Genomic DNA, 19,650 nt, shown 5'->3' with positions numbered 1-19,650 from the left:
GGTTAGACCCCCATCCGCATGGTTTCCTGATACGCAGCAAGCAGCTTGTTGCGGACCTGGAGCGTGGCTTCGAAGGCGACCCCGGCTTCCTGCCGGGCGAGCATCACCTTAGCGATATCGGTTTCCTCGCCGCGTTCGTAGGCCGCGGTCACGCGGCCGGATTCGCTCTGGACCGCGTTCACATTGTCGAGCGCGGTGCGAAGCGTATCGCCGAAGCTGGGCGCCGAGGTCGGCCCCTCGGTCGGGGCCGCGGGTTGCGGCTGGTGCAGGTCCTGGAGGACCTTGGACCGGTCGATGATCTGCTGGCGCAGCGCGATGATCTGTTCGATCGATCCGCCGCCGCCTACACCGCCTACGGGGTTCATCGGCCTGCTCCCACGGCGATACCGGCTTCACGGAACGAGGCCAGACGATAGCGCAGCGTGCGTTCGCTGATGCCCAGCGCACGCGCGGCGTTGGCGCGGTGGCCGCCGACCGAATCGAGCGCTTCCATGATCGCGCGGGCTTCGGAGATCTGGACGATCTTCGACAGCTTCGCCGGACCCTCGGCTGCGGCCACGGGCTGCGCGTCGGCCGGTTTGTCGACCGCGCGGGCGGTCATGTCGAAGACGATATGTTCGGGGCCGATCTCGCTTTCGCCCTGCGAGAGCAGCAAGGCCCGGCGCATGACGTTTTCGAGTTCGCGCACATTGCCCGGCCACGGATACTCGGCCAGCGTGGCAATCGCGGCATCGCCGATCCACGGCACGCGGTCACCCTTGGCGACGTGGCGTAGCAGCATGGCGAAAGCCAGCGGTGCAATATCGGCGCGGCGTTCGCGCAGCGGCGGCATCTCGATGGGGAAGACGTTGAGGCGGTAGTAAAGGTCGGCGCGGAAGCGGCCCTCGGCCACTTCATGCGGAAGATCGCGGTTGGCACAGGCGATGATGCGCACATCGACCTTGATCGGGCGGGTCGCGCCGATCGGCACCACTTCGCCTTCCTGCAACGCCCGCAGCAGCTTCGCCTGGAGCGAAAGCGGCATTTCGGCGATTTCGTCGAGCAGCAACGTGCCGCCATCGGCCGCGCGGAAGAAGCCTTCGCCCGCCGCATTGGCGCCGGTGAACGAGCCCTTCTCATGCCCGAACAGCATGGCCTCGAGCATGGTTTCCGGGATCGCCGCGCAATTGACCGCGATAAACGGCTGGTCGGCGCGTGTGCTGCGCCGGTGAATAAAAGTGGAGAGCACTTCCTTGCCCGTACCCGTGGGTCCGTTGATCAGCACCGGAATGTCGGTCCGCGCGAGCCGGTCGGCCAGCGCGATGATCGACAGCGACGCCGGATCGGCCGCAACCGGCCCCTGCCCGGCATAGGTCATCGCGACCAGCGCAGCGATGCTGCTTTCGGCAATCGGGTCGGTATAGGTGAGCGAGCCGCCGGTACCGGCCAGTTCGATCGCGGGCGTTTCGCCGCGCGCCACGGTGATCGTGCGGGCATCGCGGCTGGCCGCGAGATCGCTCGCATCCGCCAGCGTGACCGGTCGGTCCATGAATAGCGAGGACGCAATGCCCGCCATCCGTGCCTCGATCGTCCCATGCACGCGCATAAAGCCCGTGGTTTTCGTAATCCCGTCCATTTGTGCCCCCACTTGGCATGTCTTAGCGACAGACCCCGAAATGCGGCACGGACGTCAAAAGATTGGCTAATTTTAGGGCTGGTAGATTTACGAGGATAGTTAACTCGAAACCCCGGTAATTTGGACAACACCCTTAATTCCGGAAAGTTCCTGCCGGTCTGGTTTGCGACTGCCATATCCTGACCGGGGGCAGTGACCGTAGACCAAAGGGAACATTGTCATGAACGTCATCAACACCAATATCGGCGCACTCAAGGCCGCCAATGCTTCGAATGCCGCGGGCAAGGCCCTCGGAACCGCCATGGAACGCCTGTCGACCGGCAAGCGCATCAACTCCGCCAAGGACGACGCGGCCGGCCTCGCCATCACCACCAGCATGACCTCGCAGGTGCGCGGCATGAACCAGGGCATCCGCAACGCCAATGACGGCATCTCGATGGCGCAGACCGCAGAAGGCGCGCTGAGCGAAGTCACCAACATGCTGCAGCGCCAGCGCGAACTGACGGTTCAGGCGTCGAACAACACCTATTCGGCCGACGACCTCGCCAACCTCGCATCGGAAATGACCGCGCTGAACACGCAGATCACGAGCGTTCTGACGAACTCCGAGTTCAACGGCCAGAAGCTGTTCGACGCTTCGGCAGGTACTGCCGGTGTCGTGACGGTCCAGGCCGGTGCGAACGAAGCCGATGCGATCGACATCGATCTTTCGGCCAACCTCACCACCGACACCGATCTGGCCGCTGCTGCAGCCGTCGACGTCGAAGCCCTCGCGGCTGGCGATATCGCCCTGTTCGACACCGCCATCAAGACGGTCTCGACCGTTCGCGCCGGCCTTGGTGCTTCGCAGAACCAGCTGGAATCGGCTGTCACCAACCTCAACAACAACATCACGAACCTGTCCGACGCACGTTCGCGGATCGAAGACACCGACTATTCGGCTGAAACAACCGCGCTCGCCAAGTCGCAGATCCTGAGCCAGGCTTCGAGCGCCATGCTCGCACAGGCCAACCAGAGCCAGCAGAACGTGCTTTCGCTGCTCCGTTAATCTTCCCGAACCCACTTAACGGGAAGAGGGCCCGTCGCTCGCAAGAGCGGCGGGCCTTTCTCGTTTTGCGTTCGCACACGGGCGCAGGCGCCGCGTCAAAGCGAGCGAACCTAGTATTTTTACGTATAGCGCTCGACAGGCAATCTTGCGGGGGAATCAGCCAAGGTTCCCGCAGGAAATCGACATGTTATCAGCAGCATACGAACCCCAAAAAGACTTCATCGGCTGTGCGCGTACGGAGCCGCGGACCAATATGTTCGTCATGGCGGCGCTGGTTACCGGCAATTCGCGCGAGACTGTGAAGGTCCGCAACATGTCACCCGGGGGCGCGCTGGTCGAGGGCCAGATCCTACCCCAGCCCGATACGCAATGCCTGTTGCACCGCGGCGATATCTCGCTCGAGGCCGTGGTGGTGTGGATCAAGCCCGGGAAGGCGGGGATCAAGTTCCGCCACCGTGCCGATGTCGGGCTGTGGCTCCCCTCGGGGCGCCGGACGCAATCAGAAGTCGACGTAGCGGTGCAGACTGCCAAGGCCGAACTGGTCGCCGCGCCGGTGGCCAAGGTCGCCGCCCCGCTGTTCTCTGCCGAGCTCAGCCGCGAGGATGTGGCGCATACGGCCGCCGCCATGGAAGCGCTCGCCGACGACCTCGCCGAGGACCCGGCAGTTGTGGCGCGGTTCATGACCAAGCTGCAGACGCTGGACATAGCCGCACAGACTCTCCGAAAGCTAGCCGAACAGCTTCCGTGAACCCGGCCGCTCCCGGCGGTTATTTCGAGAGTAATCGAAACATGCCTTGACGTCGCGCATGGGCGGCTTATATTTCGACACTCATGGAAATGAGTTCTCCGGCAGCGGTCGAGGCGCTTGGGGCGCTGGCGCAGGAACACCGCCTCGCGCTGTTCCGCCTGCTCGTGCAGGCCGGCGAGGATGGCATGCCCGCTGGCGCGATCGCCGAAGCGCTCGAGATTCCCAATTCATCGCTGTCGTTTCACCTCGCGCATCTGTCGCGCGCCGGATTGATCGGGCAGCGCCGCGAGGGGCGCTCGCTTATCTACAGCGCCGACTATTCGGCCATGAACGCGCTCGTCGGCTTTCTCCTGGAGAATTGCTGCGGCGGAGAAGATTGCACCAGCCCCGCCCCCAAAGAAGGCATCCCCATGCGCGATCCCTACAATGTGCTGTTTCTCTGCACCGGCAATTCGGCCCGCTCGGTGCTTGGCGAAGCACTGCTGAACAAGCTTGGCGAAGGACGCTTTCGCGCCTTCAGCGCCGGGAGCGATCCCAAGGGCGCGGTGCATCCGATGACGATCGAGGTGCTGGACAGCTTCGGCTATCCGACCGCGGACCTGCATTCGAAGAACTGGGACGTCTTTACCGGGTCCGATGCGCCCGAGTTCGATTTCATCTTCACCGTGTGTGACAACGCCGCGGGCGAAAGCTGCCCGGTCTGGCCGGGCAAGCCGCTCACCGCGCATTGGGGTGTCGAAGACCCCGCGGCGGTCGAGGGCGACGGCCAGCGCGCGGCCTTCGTCGAGGCGCTGAGCTATCTCAAGCGGCGGATCGAACTGTTCCTGATGCTGCCCCATGCCGGGCTCGACGAGCTGGCGATGAAGGGCAAGCTCGCCACCATCGGCCGCGAAGCAGGCGCCAGCGCCAAGGCGCGTGCCGCCGAATGACCCAAACCATCGCCACGCCCGCCCCGGGGGCCTCGCCGCTCGGCCCGTTCGAGCGGTATCTGTCGCTCTGGGTGGCGCTTGCCATCCTTGCGGGCCTTGCGCTCGGGCTGTTCGCACCTGGCGTGGTCGGCGCGCTTGCCGGCTTCGAATATGCCTCGGTCAATCTGGTCGTCGCAGTGCTGATCTGGGCGATGATCTATCCGATGATGGTCGGCGTCGATTTCGCCAGCGTGAAGGATATCGGGCGCAAGCCCAAGGGGCTGGTGATCACGCTGGTGGTGAACTGGCTGGTCAAACCCTTCACCATGGCCGCGCTGGCGCTATTGTTTTTCGATTATCTCTATGCCGGGCTGATGAGCGAAGGCGATGCCGACCAGTATATCGCCGGGCTGATCATCCTCGGTGCCGCGCCCTGCACGGCGATGGTGTTCGTGTGGTCGCAGCTGACCAAGGGCGATCCCGCCTATACGCTGGTGCAGGTATCGGTGAACGACCTGGTGATGATCGTCGCCTTCGCACCCATTGTGGCGCTGTTGCTGGGTGTGACCGACATCGTCGTGCCGTGGGAAACGCTGCTGCTCTCGGTCGGGCTCTATGTCGTGATCCCGCTCGCCGCGGGCGCGCTGACCCGGCGGCGGGTGATGGCCGGCCACGGCGGCGACACCGCCTCGGTCGATGCCTTCACCGCGCGGCTCAAGCCATGGTCGATCGTGGGCCTGCTGGCGACGGTGGTGCTGCTGTTCGCCTTCCAGGCCGAAACCATCGTCTCCAACCCGCTGCTGATCGCGCTGATCGCCATTCCGATCATCATCCAGTCCTATGGCATCTTCGCGCTTGCCTATGCGGCAGCCAAGGCATGGAAGGTCCCGCATGACATCGCCGCGCCCTGCGCGCTGATCGGCACATCCAATTTCTTCGAGCTGGCCGTGGCGGTCGCGATCGGCCTGTTCGGCCTGACCAGCGGAGCCGCGCTGGCCACCGTGGTCGGCGTGCTGGTCGAGGTCCCCGTCATGCTGTCGCTGGTGGCCTTCGCCAACCGTACGCGCGGCCGCTTCCCTTCAGCCTGAACCCCGAGCGAGCCTGCATGTCCCGCATCCGCACCCTCCCCGATCCCGATCACCTGCCTGCGCTGCGTACCGAATTCGCGCATCGCAATCCCGCACTGGGACTGGGCGCGATGGAGCCCCCGCCGCGGATCCTGCTGCTTTACGGATCGCTGCGCGAACGCTCCTTTTCGCGGCTCGCGGTGGAGGAGGCGGCACGGCTGCTCCAATGGTTCGGCTGCGAAACGCGGATTTTCGACCCGTCCGACCTGCCGCTGCCCGACCAGGTCGAAGGCGACGATCACCCGGCGGTGCATGAACTGCGCGAACTGTCGCTGTGGTCCGAAGGTCAGGTGTGGTGCAGCCCCGAACGCCACGGGCAGGTCACCGGTATCCTGAAAGCGCAGATCGACCATTTACCGCTGGCCATCGGGGGCCGCCGCCCGACCCAGGGACGCACGCTGGCGGTGATGCAGGTCTCCGCCGGATCGCAGAGCTTCAACACGATCAACACCTTGCGCGTGCTGGGCCGGTGGATGCGGATGGTGACGATCCCCAACCAGTCGTCGATCGCCAAGGCCTATATGGAATTCGACCAGAACGGGCGGATGAAGCCTTCGAGCTATTACGACCGTATCGTCGACGTGATGGAGGAACTGGTCCGCTTCACCGTACTGCTGCGGCCCCATGCCGAACAATTGGTCGACCGCTATTCCGAACGGAAGGACCAGGACCAGCCGGTGGCGACGCATGTCGAGAAGGCAGGCCTCGCGCGCGGCTGAAGGTGCGGCGGCAGCGAGGCGGTTTCGCTCGCCGGGCCCGGCGCGTATGGGCTGGGTTCAGGCGAGGGGCTACAGGGTGCCGCCATGCGAGGTATGCGACCGGATCGAAGACAGGTGCTGGCCATGGCGGCCGCACTACCGGGCTTGCTTGCGACGCCGCTCGCCGCGAATGCGCGGGTCATGCAGATCGGCGTAAACCTGATCGAGGACCCAGCCGCGCCGTTCGGCAGCGCGCAGGCCCGCGAAAGCTTTGCCAATCTGGTTGCGGCGGGCGCCACCACGGTCGCGCTGGTGCCGTTCTTCTGGCAACCGGGCGCGACCGACCCAGCGCTGGTCCGGGGCAGCGCGCTCCCGCGCGAGCGGCTGTTCCGCGGCATCGAGGAGGCCGCGCGGGTCGGGCTCACTGTGCTGGTCAAACCGCATGTCTGGGTGCCCGAACGCTGGGCGGGCAGCGTGGTGTTCTCCAGCGAGAGCGACTGGCAAAGCTGGTTCGATGCCTATGAAACCGCACTGGTCGATTGCGCGGAAACCGCCGCCGAAGCGGGGGCCGATGTACTGAGCGTCGGGACCGAATTGCTGCAGACGAGCGCGCGGCCCGAATGGGCGCGGCTGATCGCGCGGGCGCGCGAGGTGTTCCCGGGCCGGCTGACCTATGTCGCGCACAATTCCGCCGAGGCGCAGCAGGTGGGTTTCTGGAACCTGCTCGATATCGTGACCATGTCCTCCTACCCGCCGCTGGGCGCGCCGACCGACAGGGCGTCATGGCGCCGCGCGATCGGCGATGAGGTCCGCGCATTGAGGACTCTGGCGGATCGTCATGCAAAGCCCGCCTGGCTGGGCGAGATCGGTATCCGCTCCGCCGCCGATGCGACCTACAAGCCGTGGGAAAGCGCCGAGGAGCGCGATGCGCCGCCCGATCCGGCGCTGCAGGAGCAGGTCCTCCGCCTCTGGCTCGATGCGGCGCGGCAGGGCGGGATCGATACCGCGCTCGTGTGGCGATGGCTCAGCGACCCGCAGGGCGGCGGGCCCAAGGACACCGATTTCACAATCCAGAACAAACCCGCGCAAAGCCTGCTCGGCCTGCGCTAACCTCAGAACGAGACCCAGACGCCCCCGAAAAAGCCGCGCTCGCGCAAGGCGTTCTCGCCCGCGATCGTGCCGACGAGACCAGCCTGCAGCGAGACCGACTGCGAGACGGTGAGCACCCCGCTGACCTGCATGTTGTGATAGCGGTATTCGTCGAAGATCCCCTGCCCCGCACCATCGCTGATCGTATTGAGAGATTGCACCATCAGCAGAAAATCGGGATCGGGGCGATAACCCAGCGTCACATCGGCATGGAACTCATTGGGCGGATCGCCATCGCGCAGGCGATAGCTCGCCTGGCCGTCGATAAAGCCGCTGTCCTCGCCAAAGGACAGATTGTGAAAGCCGCGCAGGCGGAAATCGTATTCGGCATCGGTGCTGCCGACCTGCGCCAGATTGTCGTCGCGCGATACGCCGGGGATCCGCGCGGTCGCTTCGACAGCCAGCCAGCCGTCGGAATTCTCGGCAAAACGATAGCGGCCGCCGATATCGGTATAGCCCAGCCCGCTGTCGTCATCGCCGCCTTCGACCGAGACATTGCGGAAGCTTGGCTTGAAGATCAGCGTGAGATCGGGAGCGACCTCATATTCGGCCAGCAGGTACAGCTCGACCTTCTCGTAATCGGCAATGTCGATGCTGTCGCCATCGGCGTCGAAGCCGCGCGTGCTTTTGGAATAATAGAACGTCGCAATGGCCTGGCCCTTGTTCGACCCGTCACCCGCCTCGGTTGCGGTCAGCGTCTGCGCATGTGCCTGGGGGGCGGCCAGCAGACCGGCGAGGGCTATTCCCGTGGCGTACAGTCTACCCATCATTGTCGCTCCAGCAATTCCTGTTTGGTCCGGTCGATGATCGTATCCGCAGCCGCCGCCAGACCGGAAGGTTCGGCCCATACGGTCCGGGTCCAGAGCGTTACATGCTCGGCCTGGATCGAATTCCCGTGGTTGATCGCAGCCAGCTCGACCGCTTCGGCAGCCCGCGCGTTCCAGGCTTCGAGCTCGCTTGCCGAGGGTGCGCCGGGATGGATCAGCATGAACGAGCCCGGCCCATAGGCTGTCAGATAGACCGCCAGCGGCGCGGGGATCGCCTGCAACATGTCGGCCACCTGCGCCAGCAATGCCTCGCCCTTGTCCTGACCATGCGCCGCGACATAGGCTCCATAGTCGATAATCCGGACCAGGCTCAGCGCAGCGGGCCGGCCGCGCGCGCGGCAATCCGAAATGACCAGTTCCAGCACCCGGTCCTTGAGCAGATTGGTGGTCGGATCGATCAGGCTGAGCGTCAGCTGGCCCTGCCGCAGCGCGGCGTTCTGGACCCGCAGATCTTCCTCGCGCAGCGCACGCCGTTCCTGTTCGCGGCGCATCCGCAACAGGTTCCGGATACGCGCGAGCAGCCGCATCTCGTCGATTGGCTTGGTGAGGAAGTCGTCCGCGCCCGCCATGAACGCCTGGTTGAGCGTTTCGGTGTCGTTGGTCGCAGTGAGCATCAGGATCGGCAGATCGCGCGTGCCCTTGGCCAACCGCATCCGCGCGCAGACTTCCAGCCCGTCGATATCGGGCATCATGATGTCGAGGACAACGAGCTGGTACGGGTGTTCGGCGGTGCTATCGGCCTCGCCATCGGGGGTAATCCCGCACATCCTGAGCGCTTCGAGACCCCCGCTGGCAATATCGATCCGGTCGAAATTGCCGCGCGCCAGCAGCGCGCGGGTGATCAGCGCGCTTTCGCGGACATCGTCGACCACGAGGATGCGGGATTGGCTGCCTTCGGTCATCGTGGGGCCTCGCTGCTCAATTCATACACCCGCCAACGCGCCCCGTCATAGTGCAACCGGTAACCGGGCAGGCCTTTCTCGTACAGGGTCGGGAAGATGCGACCAACCCGGTCACTCCCATAGTCGGATTCGCGATTGCGGACGACCAGCGTGCTGGCATCGGTTCGCCCCCGGATCGAGGCGGTGCGGAACTGTTGCGTCCCGCTGGACCAGACCCCGGCGGCATCCTCGCGCAGCGCGATCACCGCAGGTGCCGCCTCGGCATCGAACAGCACGTCCTCGCGGCCCGACAGCGCACGTGCAACACCTGCAAGTTCGGGATCGCTGACTGCCACCAGGCGGTTGGCCAGCGCCGCTTTCCAGCGCTGGGTCTCGGGCGCGGTGTCGACGCTGACGAGCAAGGCCCCGCCAATTGCTCCGGCGGCGAGAAGCAGCAGCTCCACCCGCTTGAGCCGAGCGATGGGCCAGCGCGCGACACAGGCGGCGGCTGCGGTGACGCCGAAACTGGCTGCCAGCGCGGCCGAAGGGAACAGACCGAAGGACAGCGCCAGCAGCATCGCCGCCAGCACGGTCAGGAACAGCGCCAGCACTGCATAGCGCAGCGGCGCCATCCCGCGCGCGGCGAAGAAAAAGCCGATCGCGATCGGGCATACGGCGAACAGGCTAACCAACGCGAGGCTGATATTGCGCCAGTCGGCCACCGGCACGCGCCCGGTGGGGTCGGCGCCCAGCCCGGCAGATTCCCGGCTGACCGCACCGATGAAGTCGAATGTCTGGTCGGCGAAAACCCAGTTCACATAGATGAACGAAGCGATCGAGAAGAGCACGGGAAACAGCAGCGTCAGATACATCGCTACCGGCGCAATGCGCAGCCGGTCGATCGGGATGACCAGCGCAAGGAACGGCAGGCTGGCGAACACCAGCACCATCCCGAACGGATGCGCGAAAGCCATCAGGCACAGGCCGAGCGAGACCAGCATCAGATCGTTGACGCGTTCGCCCCGGCGCAGGCTAAACATCCCCAGGGCGGTCAGCCACAGCCCCCAGTGGACGAGGATAAACCCGATCCCTTCGGTCGCGCCGCGCAGGAACACCGGATTGAGCGCCAGCACCGCACTGGCGGCGGAGGCTTCCCACAGCGACAATCCGTTGGCCCGGAATGCCCAGAACCATGCCAGGACGAGCGCCGCGGCCAGCACCGCGCTCAACACCGCCAGCCCGGTCGTTCCGGCGACGGGTACGAAGTGGTTGAGCCCGATCCCGGTGATATAGGGCAGCGGCGGAAAGGCAGTGACGATATCCTCGAACCGGATCAGCCCCTCGAGGCTCAGCAGTGTCCGTCCGTGCAGGTCGAGATTGCTGGCCGACACATAGCCGCGCGTATGCAGGATGAAGGCCAGCGCGACCAACGCGATGCCCAGTGCGATCGGCATGGCATAGTTGGTGATCTTGCGCGCCGTCATCCCGTGGTCTGGCTCGCCTGCGCCTTGCTGACTTCGGCGGCGGTGTGTTTCGATAGCCCGTGTTCGGTCTTTTCCCAGTAGAACGGCTTGGTGATCAGCTGCCACGCGCCTTTCCACGCGGCGATCGACATCAGCACCCAATACCAGAACACGGTCACGCTGTAGGGTACCAGCGACAGCCAGTTGCGCCGGAAAGGCGCCAGCATCATCACGAAGATGAACAAGCCGTTCCCCGCGAGCAGGTTGAACACCGAGAGATACAGCAGGACGGGCGGGAACAGCGGATCGAAGATGCCGGTCTCGGTCAGCAGCCAGAGCACGAAAATCGCCCAGAACACCGGGTTCAGCAGACCCGAAAGCATGGTCCCGCCGATAAAGAAAATGAAGCCGAGCAGTCCGAGAACGCCGATGCTTCTCACCAGATGGATCGGCCGCCGGGTATGGACCAGCATCGTCTGCATATAGCCCTTGATCCAGCGCGACCGCTGCCGGATCCAGTTCAACTGCGAGACATTGGCTTCCTCGAAGGTCGTCGAGGCAACCAGCCGGACTTCATAGCCCTTCTGCGTCAGGCGAATGCCCAGATCGGCATCCTCGGTAACGTTGAACGGGTCCCATGCGCGCAGTTCGCGCAGCACATCCATGCGAAAATGGTTCGACGTGCCCCCCAGCGGGATCGGCACCTTGAGCTTCTCCAGCCCGGGAAGCATCAGGTCGAACCATAGCGAATAGTCGAGCGTGAACAGGCGCGTCAGCCAGTTCTCCTCGCGGTTGAAGTAATTCAACCGGCACTGGACGCAGGCGACATTCGCGGGCGAGCGGTCGAAGGTCACCACCACCTTCTTGAGCTGGTCGGGTTCGGGCTTGTCCTCGGCATCGTAGATCACGAGGAAATCGCCGCGCGCGAATTGCAGCGCGTAATTGCACGCCTTGGGCTTGGTCTGCGGCTGCGCGGGCGGGACCAGGATGATCTCGAAAATATCCTCCAGCCCCAGCGCGGTTGCGGCATCGATGGTCAGCTGATCGCCCTCCTCGAGGACGATCTTGATATCGAGCCGGCTGGTCGGATAGTCGAGTTCGCGCAAGGCATTGGCGAGGATCGGCAGCACGTCGGGCTCGCGAAACATCGGCACCAGCACGGTGTAGACGGGCAGGTCCTCGTCGCGCAGCAGGCCGACCGCCGCGTCCATCTGCCGCTCGCTGGCGTGCTGGTGCTTGCCGCCCGCCCAGATCAGCACCGCCTTGAACAGGAAATTGCCGAGGTAGAACAGCGTCATCACGAGGTTGAGCGCGATCAGCGTCGGGATCGGGGCCAGCGCCAACCCCAATGCAAACGCGCTCAGCATTGCCCAGCCGACAACCAGCTGGACCGGTGTGAACACGGTCTGCGCCGACATCACCGGATCGTGTTCGGCCAAATCGAATACCGCGGCATGCAGGAAACGTTCGGAAAACACGCTCTGCACCGCCTGCTGGATCTGCTTCTTCGAGGCGATGCCGATCTTGACGCTCGCGCCCCATTTGCGGCGGGCATAGAGGATCAGCTCGGGCCCCGGACGCGACGTGACGATCGTCGTCACCCCGTCCTCACACCGCCAGGGCACTGCCAGTTCGCGCATGTAATTGGCGACTTCCGCAACCTCGAGCAGGTCCGGATCGAGCGGGTCCTTCTCCAGATCGACCTGTTCAACGCTGAACCGGTCGGCGAGGGCGCGGTAATAGTCCTCCGGCTCGATCCAGTTCTTGGTCAGCATGACATCGGCGAGGTTGGACCCCCACCGCGCAGCCAGCTCGCTCGCCTCGTTCAGCTGCCGCGCCGAGACGAGATTGCGTTCGGCGAGGAAATCACCGGTCCAACTGTCGATCGAGAGGAGGTTGCCCACGATCAGTCTTTGGTTTTGTTGGCGACGATCACGCGGCGGAGGAGATAGACGAAGCCCAGTGTCACCAGCAGCCAGCCAAGACCGATCAGCCACAGGCGGTAACGGCTCAGGAACTGGCTGAAGGTGTTTTCTTCCGGATAGCGGATATCGATCAGCCGCTCGCGCGCATTATGGAATGCGAAGTCGAGCTGGTCCCCGGCAAGGAAAGCGACATTGCCATAGCTGAGTACCGGCGGCGAAGCGCTGGTCGCCAGCGCGGCAAAATCCGCGCCCGGCTTGATCCAGACCACGGTGCGGCCGCCCTGCTCGAGCAGCTGGACCGTGGTCAGTTCGCCAATGGCTTCGGCATCGAGGAGCGTCTGCCCGTTCTCTCCGTCGATCGTGACCGCACCCTGGTCGAAGCGCACGATCGGATCGGTCCCGGCCGGGGCCTGGTCGCCGACATACACCACGGCGCCCGCCTCGGGCATGTCCGAATAGGAGACGGTGACCGCCCCCTCGCCGTTTGCAAGCGCGCCCAGCAGCGACGCCACCGGACCGAGCGCGTCCGCGCCCGGCATCACCAGCGTGAAACCGCCGTTGAGGACCGCGGGAAGATCGGAAAAATCGGCCACCGTCCCTACGGGATCGAGCTTGACGTGGCTGGAAGGAAGCAGCTGCGCCGGATAGCCTTGCGGCGCAAACTTGCAGTCGCCGCCGGCGGGCTGCCGCGCGACGCTGACCTCGAGATTGTTGCGCGACGTGGTAAGCCCTTGCGGGAAATCCACATCGAGCCGTGTACGGCCATCGTCTTCGGCCTCGGCGCTTGCCAGCAGCACGCCGTTGAGCAGCACGGCGATGACCGGGCGCGTGGTCCCGCCATCTTCCGCCGCCGCGACGTCGACCACCATGCCCGTCATGCGCTGCCCGGCGGGCACCGCGGCGGTGGGGATCGCCACGTTCCACTGCCCGCGGTCGACGACGTTCTGGATCGACGTGTCGCCGCCCAGATCGCCTACCGTGAGCGTGGTTGCCGCAGCGCCCGCATTGCGCTGTGCCGACCCAGCAGCAGGCGAAGCGACGAGCGCATTCCACCGGCTGCGCAACAGCCGCGCGCTGGCGACGGGATCCTCACCGCCGATCTGCAACACCGGCTCCCCGGCCTCACGCTGCACCGAGAGTGCGGGTGAGGCGGGATCGGCGAAAATGACCCGCGAAACCTGCCACCCCTCGCCAAAGGCGGGATTGGTTCTGCGGTTGCCGGCAAGCCGGGCATCCACCCCGCCCAGCATCAGTGTTAGCGCGGCCGCGGTTTGCGCGGCACTCGCGCCCGCAGGCAGATCGACGTCGATCGCCGTTGGCATCGCCGCTGCGAGGGAGGCCACCCGCGTCAGGCTGGCGCCGTCGAGCTGCGCCCGCAAACCGCCACTGCCTGCGAAAGACAGATAGGCAGCCGACAATCGCTGATCGACACAGCGGTCTTCGGTAATTGCGCCCGAATAGACGATGCGCGCGGCCAGGAAGCCCTGCTCGATCAGCGAGGCGTTGATGGGGACATCGATCACCCCTTCGGAAAACCCGTCCGGCAGCGCAGTCGTGTAAAGTGTCTTCCCGCCCACTTCGATCGATAGCGCGCGGCGACTGTTGAAGGAGGAATCCGTCCGGTAGGGCAGCACGAGACGCAGGTTCTGCGCACCGGCATCCGCGGGAATGGGGAAATAAATCTCGCGCGAACCCGACAGGCCGGCGATCTCGAAGCCATCGGGAAACCCGCGCTCCTTCAGCGTGATCACCCTTGTGACCGCCTCCGTCGACGGGCCGACTACAGCACTTTCGGAAATGGCGGGGACTTGCCCCGCCGCTGCCGTAGTTACCAACGCCACCGCCGCGGCAATACAAAGGGGTTTTCGATTCACCATGACAGTCCTGGGGGTACCTTCAGCCATTGCATGTGCTGGCCCTACCACTTCACCCAGATGGTTTAGAAGACCTTACCAGAAGAAGTTCTCAAATATTTTGGGAGGGGATATTATACGTTCTTTCCCTTAATCCCCGATAGACCCAATTTTTGACGGGATTGTGCCATGGGAAACAAGCTTGCATAACCGCCGGGTAATTCGGGTAAAATAGAGTTAACAGAGTAGGTATGAATTTGGACATCGAGATGGTTCTGCTGGGTTTCGTGCTGGGAACCATCGTGGCCGCCGTGCCCCTGGCAATCTGGTTCCGCAGCGCCATTCGCGATGCCCGCGCCTCCGCCGCGCCGACCGCTACCGAAGACGCGGACCTGCGCGACCTGGTCGAACATCCCGACCTTGAATCGATCGCGGCCGACCTTCCCGACATGGTGGTCGTGATCGGGCCCGACCGGGTCCGCCGCTACATCAGCGCTGCCTGCGAAAAACTGCTCGGCTATCCGCCCGAAGAGATGATCGGCCAGTCGCCGATCAACGGCATCCATCCCGATGACCGCGCCGCGACCATGGTGGCGAGCGAGAAACTGTTCCAGGGCGCGGTTCCCCGCACGCTGACGACCTATCGCCACAAGCATCGCGACGGTCATTACGTCTGGCTCGAGGCCCATTTTGCGTCTCGCCGGGTTCCCGAAACCGACGAGCTGCAGGATTTCGTCGGGATCGTCCGCGACATCGGCGCCCGGCGGCGCGAAAAGCTGCTCGACAGCGAACGCAATGCACGCATGCGCGAGAACAATCGCCTGCTGCAGATGGCGGAAGGGATCGCCAATATCGGTCACTGGCGGATCGATGTGCAGGAGGATTCGCTGTTCTGGTCGGAACAGCTGTTCCGGATCCATGGCGTCTCCGATGACTTCGTCCCCGATCTCGAGAAGGGCATCGATTTCTATTACGAAGAAGACCGACCCATGGTCACCGAAGCGGTCGAGAAAGCTCTCAACGAGGGGGAGGATTTCGAGTTCACCGCACGTATCGTGCGCCCCAATGGGGAACTGCGCCATGTGGCGACCATCGGCCATGCCGAAAGCTCGCCGACCGGCGAAGTGGTTACGGTATTCGGCGTTTTCAAAGACATCACCGAAACCGTCCTGATCGAAGAGCGCCTGCGGCAATCGCGCGACGCGGCAGAAGACGCGGCGAAGGCGAAGACCCATTTCCTTGCCAATATGAGCCACGAAATCCGCACCCCGATGAACGGGGTTATCGGGTTTGCCGACCTGCTGCTGGAAAGCGATCTGTCCGAAGAGCATCTCGAATATGCGCGGATGATCTCGGATTCGGGCAAGGCCATGCTGCGCCTGCTCAACGAATTGCTCGACCTGTCGAAGATCGAGGCGGGCCGGATGCAGCTGTCGCGCGAACCGGTCGATTTCGGGCATCTCGTGCGCAGCAGCGTGCGGTTGTTCGAACCCAACGCCAAGGCCAAGGGCATCGTGCTGGAGGCCGACATCGCTTCCGGCATGCCCACCGGCACCGGCGACAAGCTGCGCGTGCGCCAGATCATCCTCAACCTGATCGGCAATGCCATCAAATTCACCGATGAGGGATCGGTGCGGATCGTGGCGCAGGAGGAGGACCGCTCGATCGTCATCCGCGTGATCGATACCGGGGTCGGCATTCCGGCGGACAAGCTGTCGCACGTCTTCGACGAATTCGCCCAGATCGAAGGCGCTTCGGCGTCGAATGTGGCGGGTACCGGCCTCGGTCTTGCCATCGCCCGCCAGCTGACCGAGCTGATGGGCGGCAGCCTGACCGCGACGAGCGAATTGGGGCAAGGCTCGACCTTCGTGCTCTCGCTCCCGCTGGTCGAATGCGAAGGCAATGCACCCGACGCGCCCGCGCAAAAGCAGGACGCCGCTTCGTTCCGCAAGACGCTGACGGGGCGCCGGGTCCTGCTGGCGGAAGACGTCGACATCAATCGCAAACTGGCGGTGGCGATGCTCGGCCGTCTCGGCGTAGCGGTGGAGATTGCCGAGGACGGCAAGCAGGCGGTCGAAAAGGTGCGCGCTGCGCGCGAACAGGGCCGGCCGTTCGATGCCGTGCTGATGGACATGCAGATGCCGGTCATGGACGGGCTCGAAGCCACGCGCACATTGCGCGCCGAAGGGATTTCGGAGCGCGACCTGCCAATCCTGGCGATTACTGCCAATGCCTATCCCGACGATATCGAATTGTGCCTGGCGGCGGGCATGCAGGACCATGTTGCGAAACCGATCTCGATCGAACGGCTTGGCCCCTGCCTCGAAAAGTGGCTGGTGACCAACCCGGCTGCAGCAGTGGAGGAAGCCCCCGCCAGCGACGAAGACGCCGAAGCGCGGCAGATGTACGAACAGCGCCGCAGCGCGCTGCGCACCCAGCTGGCCGAACTGAGCGGCCCCACGCCCCCCACTGCCGAGCAGCGCGAGAAGCTGCGCGAGCAGCTGCATGTGATGGCCGGCATCGCCGCCTATTTCGGCGACGAGGATCTTGGCAATCTCGCCCGCCGGGTCGAACGCGATCTGAAGGGTAAGGCCAACGAGGCCACCGTCCAGCGCGGGCTGGACGAGCTGCGCGGCTGGTTTACCAGGTAGGATCGCCCCAGCAGGTTCGGGTCGCGGCCTGCCTGTGGCCCAGCAGATCAAAGGAGATATCGAATGGGGCGAGGCTTTGCCCCCTTCTCCAAGGCGAGCCACTCTACGCCCGCTTTCCTAGACTCTGCGGCCAAACCTCCGCGAGCCTCGCGGTGCACTACGCGCCGAGAGAGCATTGCAGCTAAAGTAGCTGGTGATCCGAATTGGCGCGCGAGATAGGCTGGCCGCTTTGTCTCAGGCTGAAGGGCGACTCTGGGGCCGATACCGGACCATCCGTTATGGGGCGCCCGAAACCGAAAAGATGCCATTCAGCAATCAACGATGTACGTCGAAAGCTTGCCAATCAAGTATCTTCAGGCGACGCGAATGGGTGTGGACGACGTGGCATGGAAGGTCGGCCTCAGCGATGCCGCGTACCTCCGATGCGCAGTTCGACGCTGGACGAATTAGACCGTCGAATTGCTTAGCCCAAGCTACAGCGACTGTCCGTCGTCAACAGTAAATACGGATCCAGTAATTTGAGCAGATGCATCTGAGGCGAGATAGAGGACAAGATCGTCGAGTGCGTCTATGTCCATGATCCGCCGCCGGTGCCAGCTTGCGATCTGCGCCTTACCACCCTCGCTGTCGAACCAATTGCCAACCAGCTCTGTCCGGATGTAGCCGGGCTGGACTACGTTGAGATTGATCCCTTGTCGCACCCATTCGCGTGCGAGTTGGCGGCCGAGATGCGCGACACCGGCCTTGCTCGCCGCGTAAGCCGCGTCACCCTGCCCCGTCACCTGTGCGGTGATCGACCCGATAATGACGATGCGTCCTGCGCCGCTCCCCCGGCTACCCGCCGTCATCGCACGCGCCGCGGCGTTCGCGGTCAAGTGGACGCCAAGCAAATTGGTATCGAACACCTGCCGCAGCTCCGCTTCGGCCAGTTCTGTCGAGCGTCAGGTGGCGAGAGACCCCCGCGTTGGCTATGACTGTATCGACCGGCCCGAAAGCGCCCTCTGCGCTGGAAAATGCCTGGGCCACCGATTTCTCACTCGTCACATCCATCGGCACAGCCAGCGCCTCGCCGCCATCTCTGCGGATTTCGCTCGCGATTTTCTCGGTCAGCGCGGTGCGGCGCGCGCCGAGCACCACTCGCGCGTCTGCTGCGGCTATCGCTCGCGCCAGATGCGCCCCGATCCCGGAGGAAGCTCCGGTGACGAGGCAGGTCCGCCCTGCAAGGCTATGAGTGGCGGTCATTCGGCCTCCTGACGCTTGTTCGGGGCGACCAACGTATTGGCCTCCTCGTAGCGGTCGATCCAGTCTTCGGGCGGTAGCGGCAGCGCGCGGCTATCCTCGCTGCGAGCCGGAATGAAGGCTGCGCGCGGACCGTCGCTGCGGACCTGCTCTAACCAGAACAATCCATCGAACCGCCCGCTATTTCCGCGCGTGCCAACCAGATCGGCATCCCCGTCACCGTCCATGTCGCGCGCGATGAACTGGTCGTACATACCGCGCACCCGGCGCGAGATATCGTGCCGCTTCCAGGTGCCGCCCACCGTGCCCGGATTCTTGAACCAGGCGATCCGCCCGACGGTGGAAGAGGGGGTCACAGATGGGTGATCCCCCTCGCGCGTCGCGCCGGTATAGCCCCCTCTAAGAATGTTGAGCCCCGAATAGCCGCCGGTCACGGCGTCGAGGTGGCCGTCGCCGTCGATATCGGCCAGTTCGACCGCGATCACCATATCGGGCAGAATGTCGCCGATACGGTGGTAGCGCCATGGCATGTCGAGCGCCTCGGGCTGTTCGAGCCAGCCGAGAGCGGGCAGGCCGCCCGGCGCGTGCGGGTCGCCGCAATTCTCGAATACGCTGGTAATCAGATCGAGCCGCTCATCGCCGTTCAGGTCCCGAAATGCCGATTGGAAGGCGGAAGTCGCGACCGTACAACCTGGCAGCGTACTGTCGTCGATAGTAATCGCATGAGCTTCGATCTGGACCTTACCGCGGGCATCTGTGCCCCGGCTTTCCAGGACGTAGGCGACCTGCTCGAGCCGGGCGGCCGCCAGCACATCGAGGTCGCCGTCACCATCGAGATCGACCGGCATCGCCGTGTTTGGCACGTCTCTCGCGAATACCACCTGCTCGTGCCAGGCATCAGGATCGAGCGGATTGCCATCGAAGGTAAAGAGCGACGTGGTACGGTCTTCCCGGGGCGCTGCAGGATCTACGATGTCGCTTGCGCCCTTGTTCGCTGCGATGACATCATTGCGCCCGTCGCCGTCGATGTCCGCGATGAAGACACGCAGCCATGACCCGCGCCCTTGCGTCATCGGCGGAACGAGGCTCGGCCAAGCGCCTGCTCGCGCCGATGAGCTACTTCCGGGATTGCTGAAGAACGTCAGATGCGCTTCTTCGTTTGCAGTAACGAGATCGGGCCACCCATCCCCATCGACGTCGCCAATTGCGACATCCTCTATCGCGCCGACTATCTGTCCCGAAGCAATGGTCGCCAGCGTCCAGCGGTCCGGATCGGCGGTGCCGAAGGCAATGCGGAGGTGGTTCGAATCCTCGTGCACCGAAGCGATATCCAGGAATCCGTCGCGGTCGATATCGGCGATCTGGAGACCGTCGCCGCCGCGAAGCGGAACCCCGGCCAGATCCTCGTCGTCGATCCGGTGCTCCCGCCAAGAGATATAGTCGCCCGAGCGCGTGCGGGCACTGCTTGGGGTGTCCGCCACCGTCAGTTGCGGGGTCTGCTTGCCAGCTACCGGCACA

The 19,650-nt window shown here is 64.4% G+C and carries 17 protein-coding genes and 1 pseudogene; 8 read left to right on the top strand and 10 right to left on the bottom strand.

The features are described 5' to 3' along the window. Positions 1 to 2: 2 nt before the first annotated feature. Both fliE and J2S32_RS14395 read right to left on the bottom strand, forming a co-directional pair. Positions 3 to 365, bottom strand: a complete 363-nt coding sequence (gene fliE / locus J2S32_RS14400; RefSeq protein ID WP_253522491.1) for a flagellar hook-basal body complex protein FliE — start codon at positions 363 to 365, stop codon at positions 3 to 5. After that, complete coding sequence (locus tag J2S32_RS14395; protein WP_253522488.1) at positions 362 to 1,615, bottom strand: sigma-54 interaction domain-containing protein; 1,254 nt, start codon at positions 1,613 to 1,615, stop codon at positions 362 to 364. Before J2S32_RS14395 ends, fliE begins: the two co-directional genes overlap by 4 nt. Before the next feature lie 220 nt (positions 1,616 to 1,835). Between J2S32_RS14395 and J2S32_RS14390 the strand changes: the two genes are divergently transcribed. From J2S32_RS14390 to J2S32_RS14360, 7 genes and pseudogenes are all read left to right on the top strand, one after another. Continuing rightward, complete coding sequence (locus J2S32_RS14390) at positions 1,836 to 2,663, top strand: flagellin (RefSeq protein ID WP_253522485.1); 828 nt, start codon at positions 1,836 to 1,838, stop codon at positions 2,661 to 2,663. A gap of 184 nt (positions 2,664 to 2,847) precedes the next feature. Further along, positions 2,848 to 3,411, top strand: a complete 564-nt coding sequence (locus J2S32_RS14385) for a PilZ domain-containing protein (protein ID WP_253522482.1) — start codon at positions 2,848 to 2,850, stop codon at positions 3,409 to 3,411. An 89-nt stretch (positions 3,412 to 3,500) separates the two neighbouring features. Further along, positions 3,501 to 3,791 (top strand): annotated as a pseudogene (locus J2S32_RS14380) (ArsR/SmtB family transcription factor); the annotation flags it as partial. 30 nt (positions 3,792 to 3,821) lie between these two features. Beyond that, entirely contained in the window at positions 3,822 to 4,340 is a 519-nt protein-coding gene (locus J2S32_RS14375; RefSeq protein ID WP_253523129.1) for an arsenate reductase ArsC, read from the top strand. Next, positions 4,337 to 5,407: an ACR3 family arsenite efflux transporter gene (gene arsB / locus J2S32_RS14370; RefSeq protein ID WP_253522479.1), complete on the top strand. Its 1,071-nt coding sequence runs from the start codon at positions 4,337 to 4,339 to the stop codon at positions 5,405 to 5,407. The genes J2S32_RS14375 and arsB overlap by 4 nt, the downstream gene beginning before the upstream one ends. A gap of 17 nt (positions 5,408 to 5,424) precedes the next feature. Next, on the top strand, positions 5,425 to 6,165 hold the full coding sequence (gene arsH, locus J2S32_RS14365; protein WP_253522476.1) for an arsenical resistance protein ArsH: 741 nt from the start codon (positions 5,425 to 5,427) through the stop codon (positions 6,163 to 6,165). Positions 6,166 to 6,288: 123 nt separating this feature from the next. Beyond that, positions 6,289 to 7,254 carry a glycoside hydrolase family 113 gene (locus tag J2S32_RS14360; protein ID WP_253522474.1) on the top strand — a complete coding sequence of 322 codons (966 nt, stop codon included), beginning with the start codon at positions 6,289 to 6,291 and terminating at the stop codon, positions 7,252 to 7,254. Positions 7,255 to 7,256: 2 nt separating this feature from the next. On the opposite strand, the gene J2S32_RS14355 is transcribed toward J2S32_RS14360, so the two are convergent. The 5 genes from J2S32_RS14355 to J2S32_RS14335 are packed head-to-tail and all read right to left on the bottom strand — an operon-like array spanning position 7,257 to position 14,230. Beyond that, positions 7,257 to 8,063 carry a transporter gene (locus tag J2S32_RS14355; RefSeq protein WP_253522472.1) on the bottom strand — a complete coding sequence of 269 codons (807 nt, stop codon included), beginning with the start codon at positions 8,061 to 8,063 and terminating at the stop codon, positions 7,257 to 7,259. Beyond that, positions 8,060 to 9,022, bottom strand: a complete 963-nt coding sequence (locus J2S32_RS14350) for a response regulator (RefSeq protein ID WP_253522470.1) — start codon at positions 9,020 to 9,022, stop codon at positions 8,060 to 8,062. Before J2S32_RS14350 ends, J2S32_RS14355 begins: the two co-directional genes overlap by 4 nt. Beyond that, positions 9,019 to 10,485 carry a hypothetical protein gene (locus J2S32_RS14345; protein ID WP_253522467.1) on the bottom strand — a complete coding sequence of 489 codons (1,467 nt, stop codon included), beginning with the start codon at positions 10,483 to 10,485 and terminating at the stop codon, positions 9,019 to 9,021. The genes J2S32_RS14350 and J2S32_RS14345 overlap by 4 nt, the downstream gene beginning before the upstream one ends. Beyond that, positions 10,482 to 12,368 carry a glycosyltransferase family 2 protein gene (locus J2S32_RS14340; RefSeq protein ID WP_253522465.1) on the bottom strand — a complete coding sequence of 629 codons (1,887 nt, stop codon included), beginning with the start codon at positions 12,366 to 12,368 and terminating at the stop codon, positions 10,482 to 10,484. The genes J2S32_RS14345 and J2S32_RS14340 overlap by 4 nt, the downstream gene beginning before the upstream one ends. A 2-nt stretch (positions 12,369 to 12,370) precedes the next feature. Next, positions 12,371 to 14,230 carry a cellulose biosynthesis cyclic di-GMP-binding regulatory protein BcsB gene (locus J2S32_RS14335; RefSeq protein ID WP_253522462.1) on the bottom strand — a complete coding sequence of 620 codons (1,860 nt, stop codon included), beginning with the start codon at positions 14,228 to 14,230 and terminating at the stop codon, positions 12,371 to 12,373. Positions 14,231 to 14,493: 263 nt separating this feature from the next. Between J2S32_RS14335 and J2S32_RS14330 the strand changes: the two genes are divergently transcribed. After that, positions 14,494 to 16,893: an ATP-binding protein gene (locus J2S32_RS14330; RefSeq protein WP_253522459.1), complete on the top strand. Its 2,400-nt coding sequence runs from the start codon at positions 14,494 to 14,496 to the stop codon at positions 16,891 to 16,893. A 473-nt stretch (positions 16,894 to 17,366) separates the two neighbouring features. Here J2S32_RS14330 and J2S32_RS15870 read toward each other — a convergent pair whose 3' ends face one another. From J2S32_RS15870 to J2S32_RS14320, 3 genes are read right to left on the bottom strand one after another with little or no spacing between them, the layout of a single operon-like run. After that, positions 17,367 to 17,798 (bottom strand): SDR family NAD(P)-dependent oxidoreductase, encoded by a 432-nt coding sequence (locus J2S32_RS15870; protein WP_367398988.1) that lies wholly within the window; start codon positions 17,796 to 17,798, stop codon positions 17,367 to 17,369. Continuing rightward, entirely contained in the window at positions 17,728 to 18,135 is a 408-nt protein-coding gene (locus J2S32_RS15865) for an SDR family NAD(P)-dependent oxidoreductase (RefSeq protein WP_367398987.1), read from the bottom strand. Before J2S32_RS15865 ends, J2S32_RS15870 begins: the two co-directional genes overlap by 71 nt. Then, positions 18,132 to 19,613: an FG-GAP repeat domain-containing protein gene (locus tag J2S32_RS14320; protein ID WP_253522456.1), complete on the bottom strand. Its 1,482-nt coding sequence runs from the start codon at positions 19,611 to 19,613 to the stop codon at positions 18,132 to 18,134. The genes J2S32_RS15865 and J2S32_RS14320 overlap by 4 nt, the downstream gene beginning before the upstream one ends. Positions 19,614 to 19,650 lie beyond the last annotated feature (37 nt).

Origin of the sequence: Qipengyuania citrea (genome assembly GCF_024171405.1) — a bacterium.
GTDB classification, from domain to species: domain Bacteria; phylum Pseudomonadota; class Alphaproteobacteria; order Sphingomonadales; family Sphingomonadaceae; genus Qipengyuania; species Qipengyuania profunda.
The sequence above is the reverse complement of the archived record's forward strand: the minus strand, read 5'-3'. Positions and strand labels throughout refer to the sequence as shown.

What these genes read in the sequence shown, in the direction of transcription:
- fliE (WP_253522491.1), bottom strand. Translation starts at nt 365, where the DNA reads ATGAACCCCGTAGGCGGTGTAGGCGGCGGCGGATCGATCGAACAGATC.
- J2S32_RS14395 (WP_253522488.1), bottom strand. Translation starts at nt 1,615, where the DNA reads ATGGACGGGATTACGAAAACCACGGGCTTTATGCGCGTGCATGGGACG.
- J2S32_RS14390 (WP_253522485.1), top strand. Translation starts at nt 1,836, where the DNA reads ATGAACGTCATCAACACCAATATCGGCGCACTCAAGGCCGCCAATGCT.
- J2S32_RS14385 (WP_253522482.1), top strand. Translation starts at nt 2,848, where the DNA reads ATGTTATCAGCAGCATACGAACCCCAAAAAGACTTCATCGGCTGTGCG.
- J2S32_RS14375 (WP_253523129.1), top strand. Translation starts at nt 3,822, where the DNA reads ATGCGCGATCCCTACAATGTGCTGTTTCTCTGCACCGGCAATTCGGCC.
- arsB (WP_253522479.1), top strand. Translation starts at nt 4,337, where the DNA reads ATGACCCAAACCATCGCCACGCCCGCCCCGGGGGCCTCGCCGCTCGGC.
- arsH (WP_253522476.1), top strand. Translation starts at nt 5,425, where the DNA reads ATGTCCCGCATCCGCACCCTCCCCGATCCCGATCACCTGCCTGCGCTG.
- J2S32_RS14360 (WP_253522474.1), top strand. Translation starts at nt 6,289, where the DNA reads ATGGCGGCCGCACTACCGGGCTTGCTTGCGACGCCGCTCGCCGCGAAT.
- J2S32_RS14355 (WP_253522472.1), bottom strand. Translation starts at nt 8,063, where the DNA reads ATGATGGGTAGACTGTACGCCACGGGAATAGCCCTCGCCGGTCTGCTG.
- J2S32_RS14350 (WP_253522470.1), bottom strand. Translation starts at nt 9,022, where the DNA reads ATGACCGAAGGCAGCCAATCCCGCATCCTCGTGGTCGACGATGTCCGC.
- J2S32_RS14345 (WP_253522467.1), bottom strand. Translation starts at nt 10,485, where the DNA reads ATGACGGCGCGCAAGATCACCAACTATGCCATGCCGATCGCACTGGGC.
- J2S32_RS14330 (WP_253522459.1), top strand. Translation starts at nt 14,494, where the DNA reads ATGAATTTGGACATCGAGATGGTTCTGCTGGGTTTCGTGCTGGGAACC.
- J2S32_RS15865 (WP_367398987.1), bottom strand. Translation starts at nt 18,135, where the DNA reads ATGACCGCCACTCATAGCCTTGCAGGGCGGACCTGCCTCGTCACCGGA.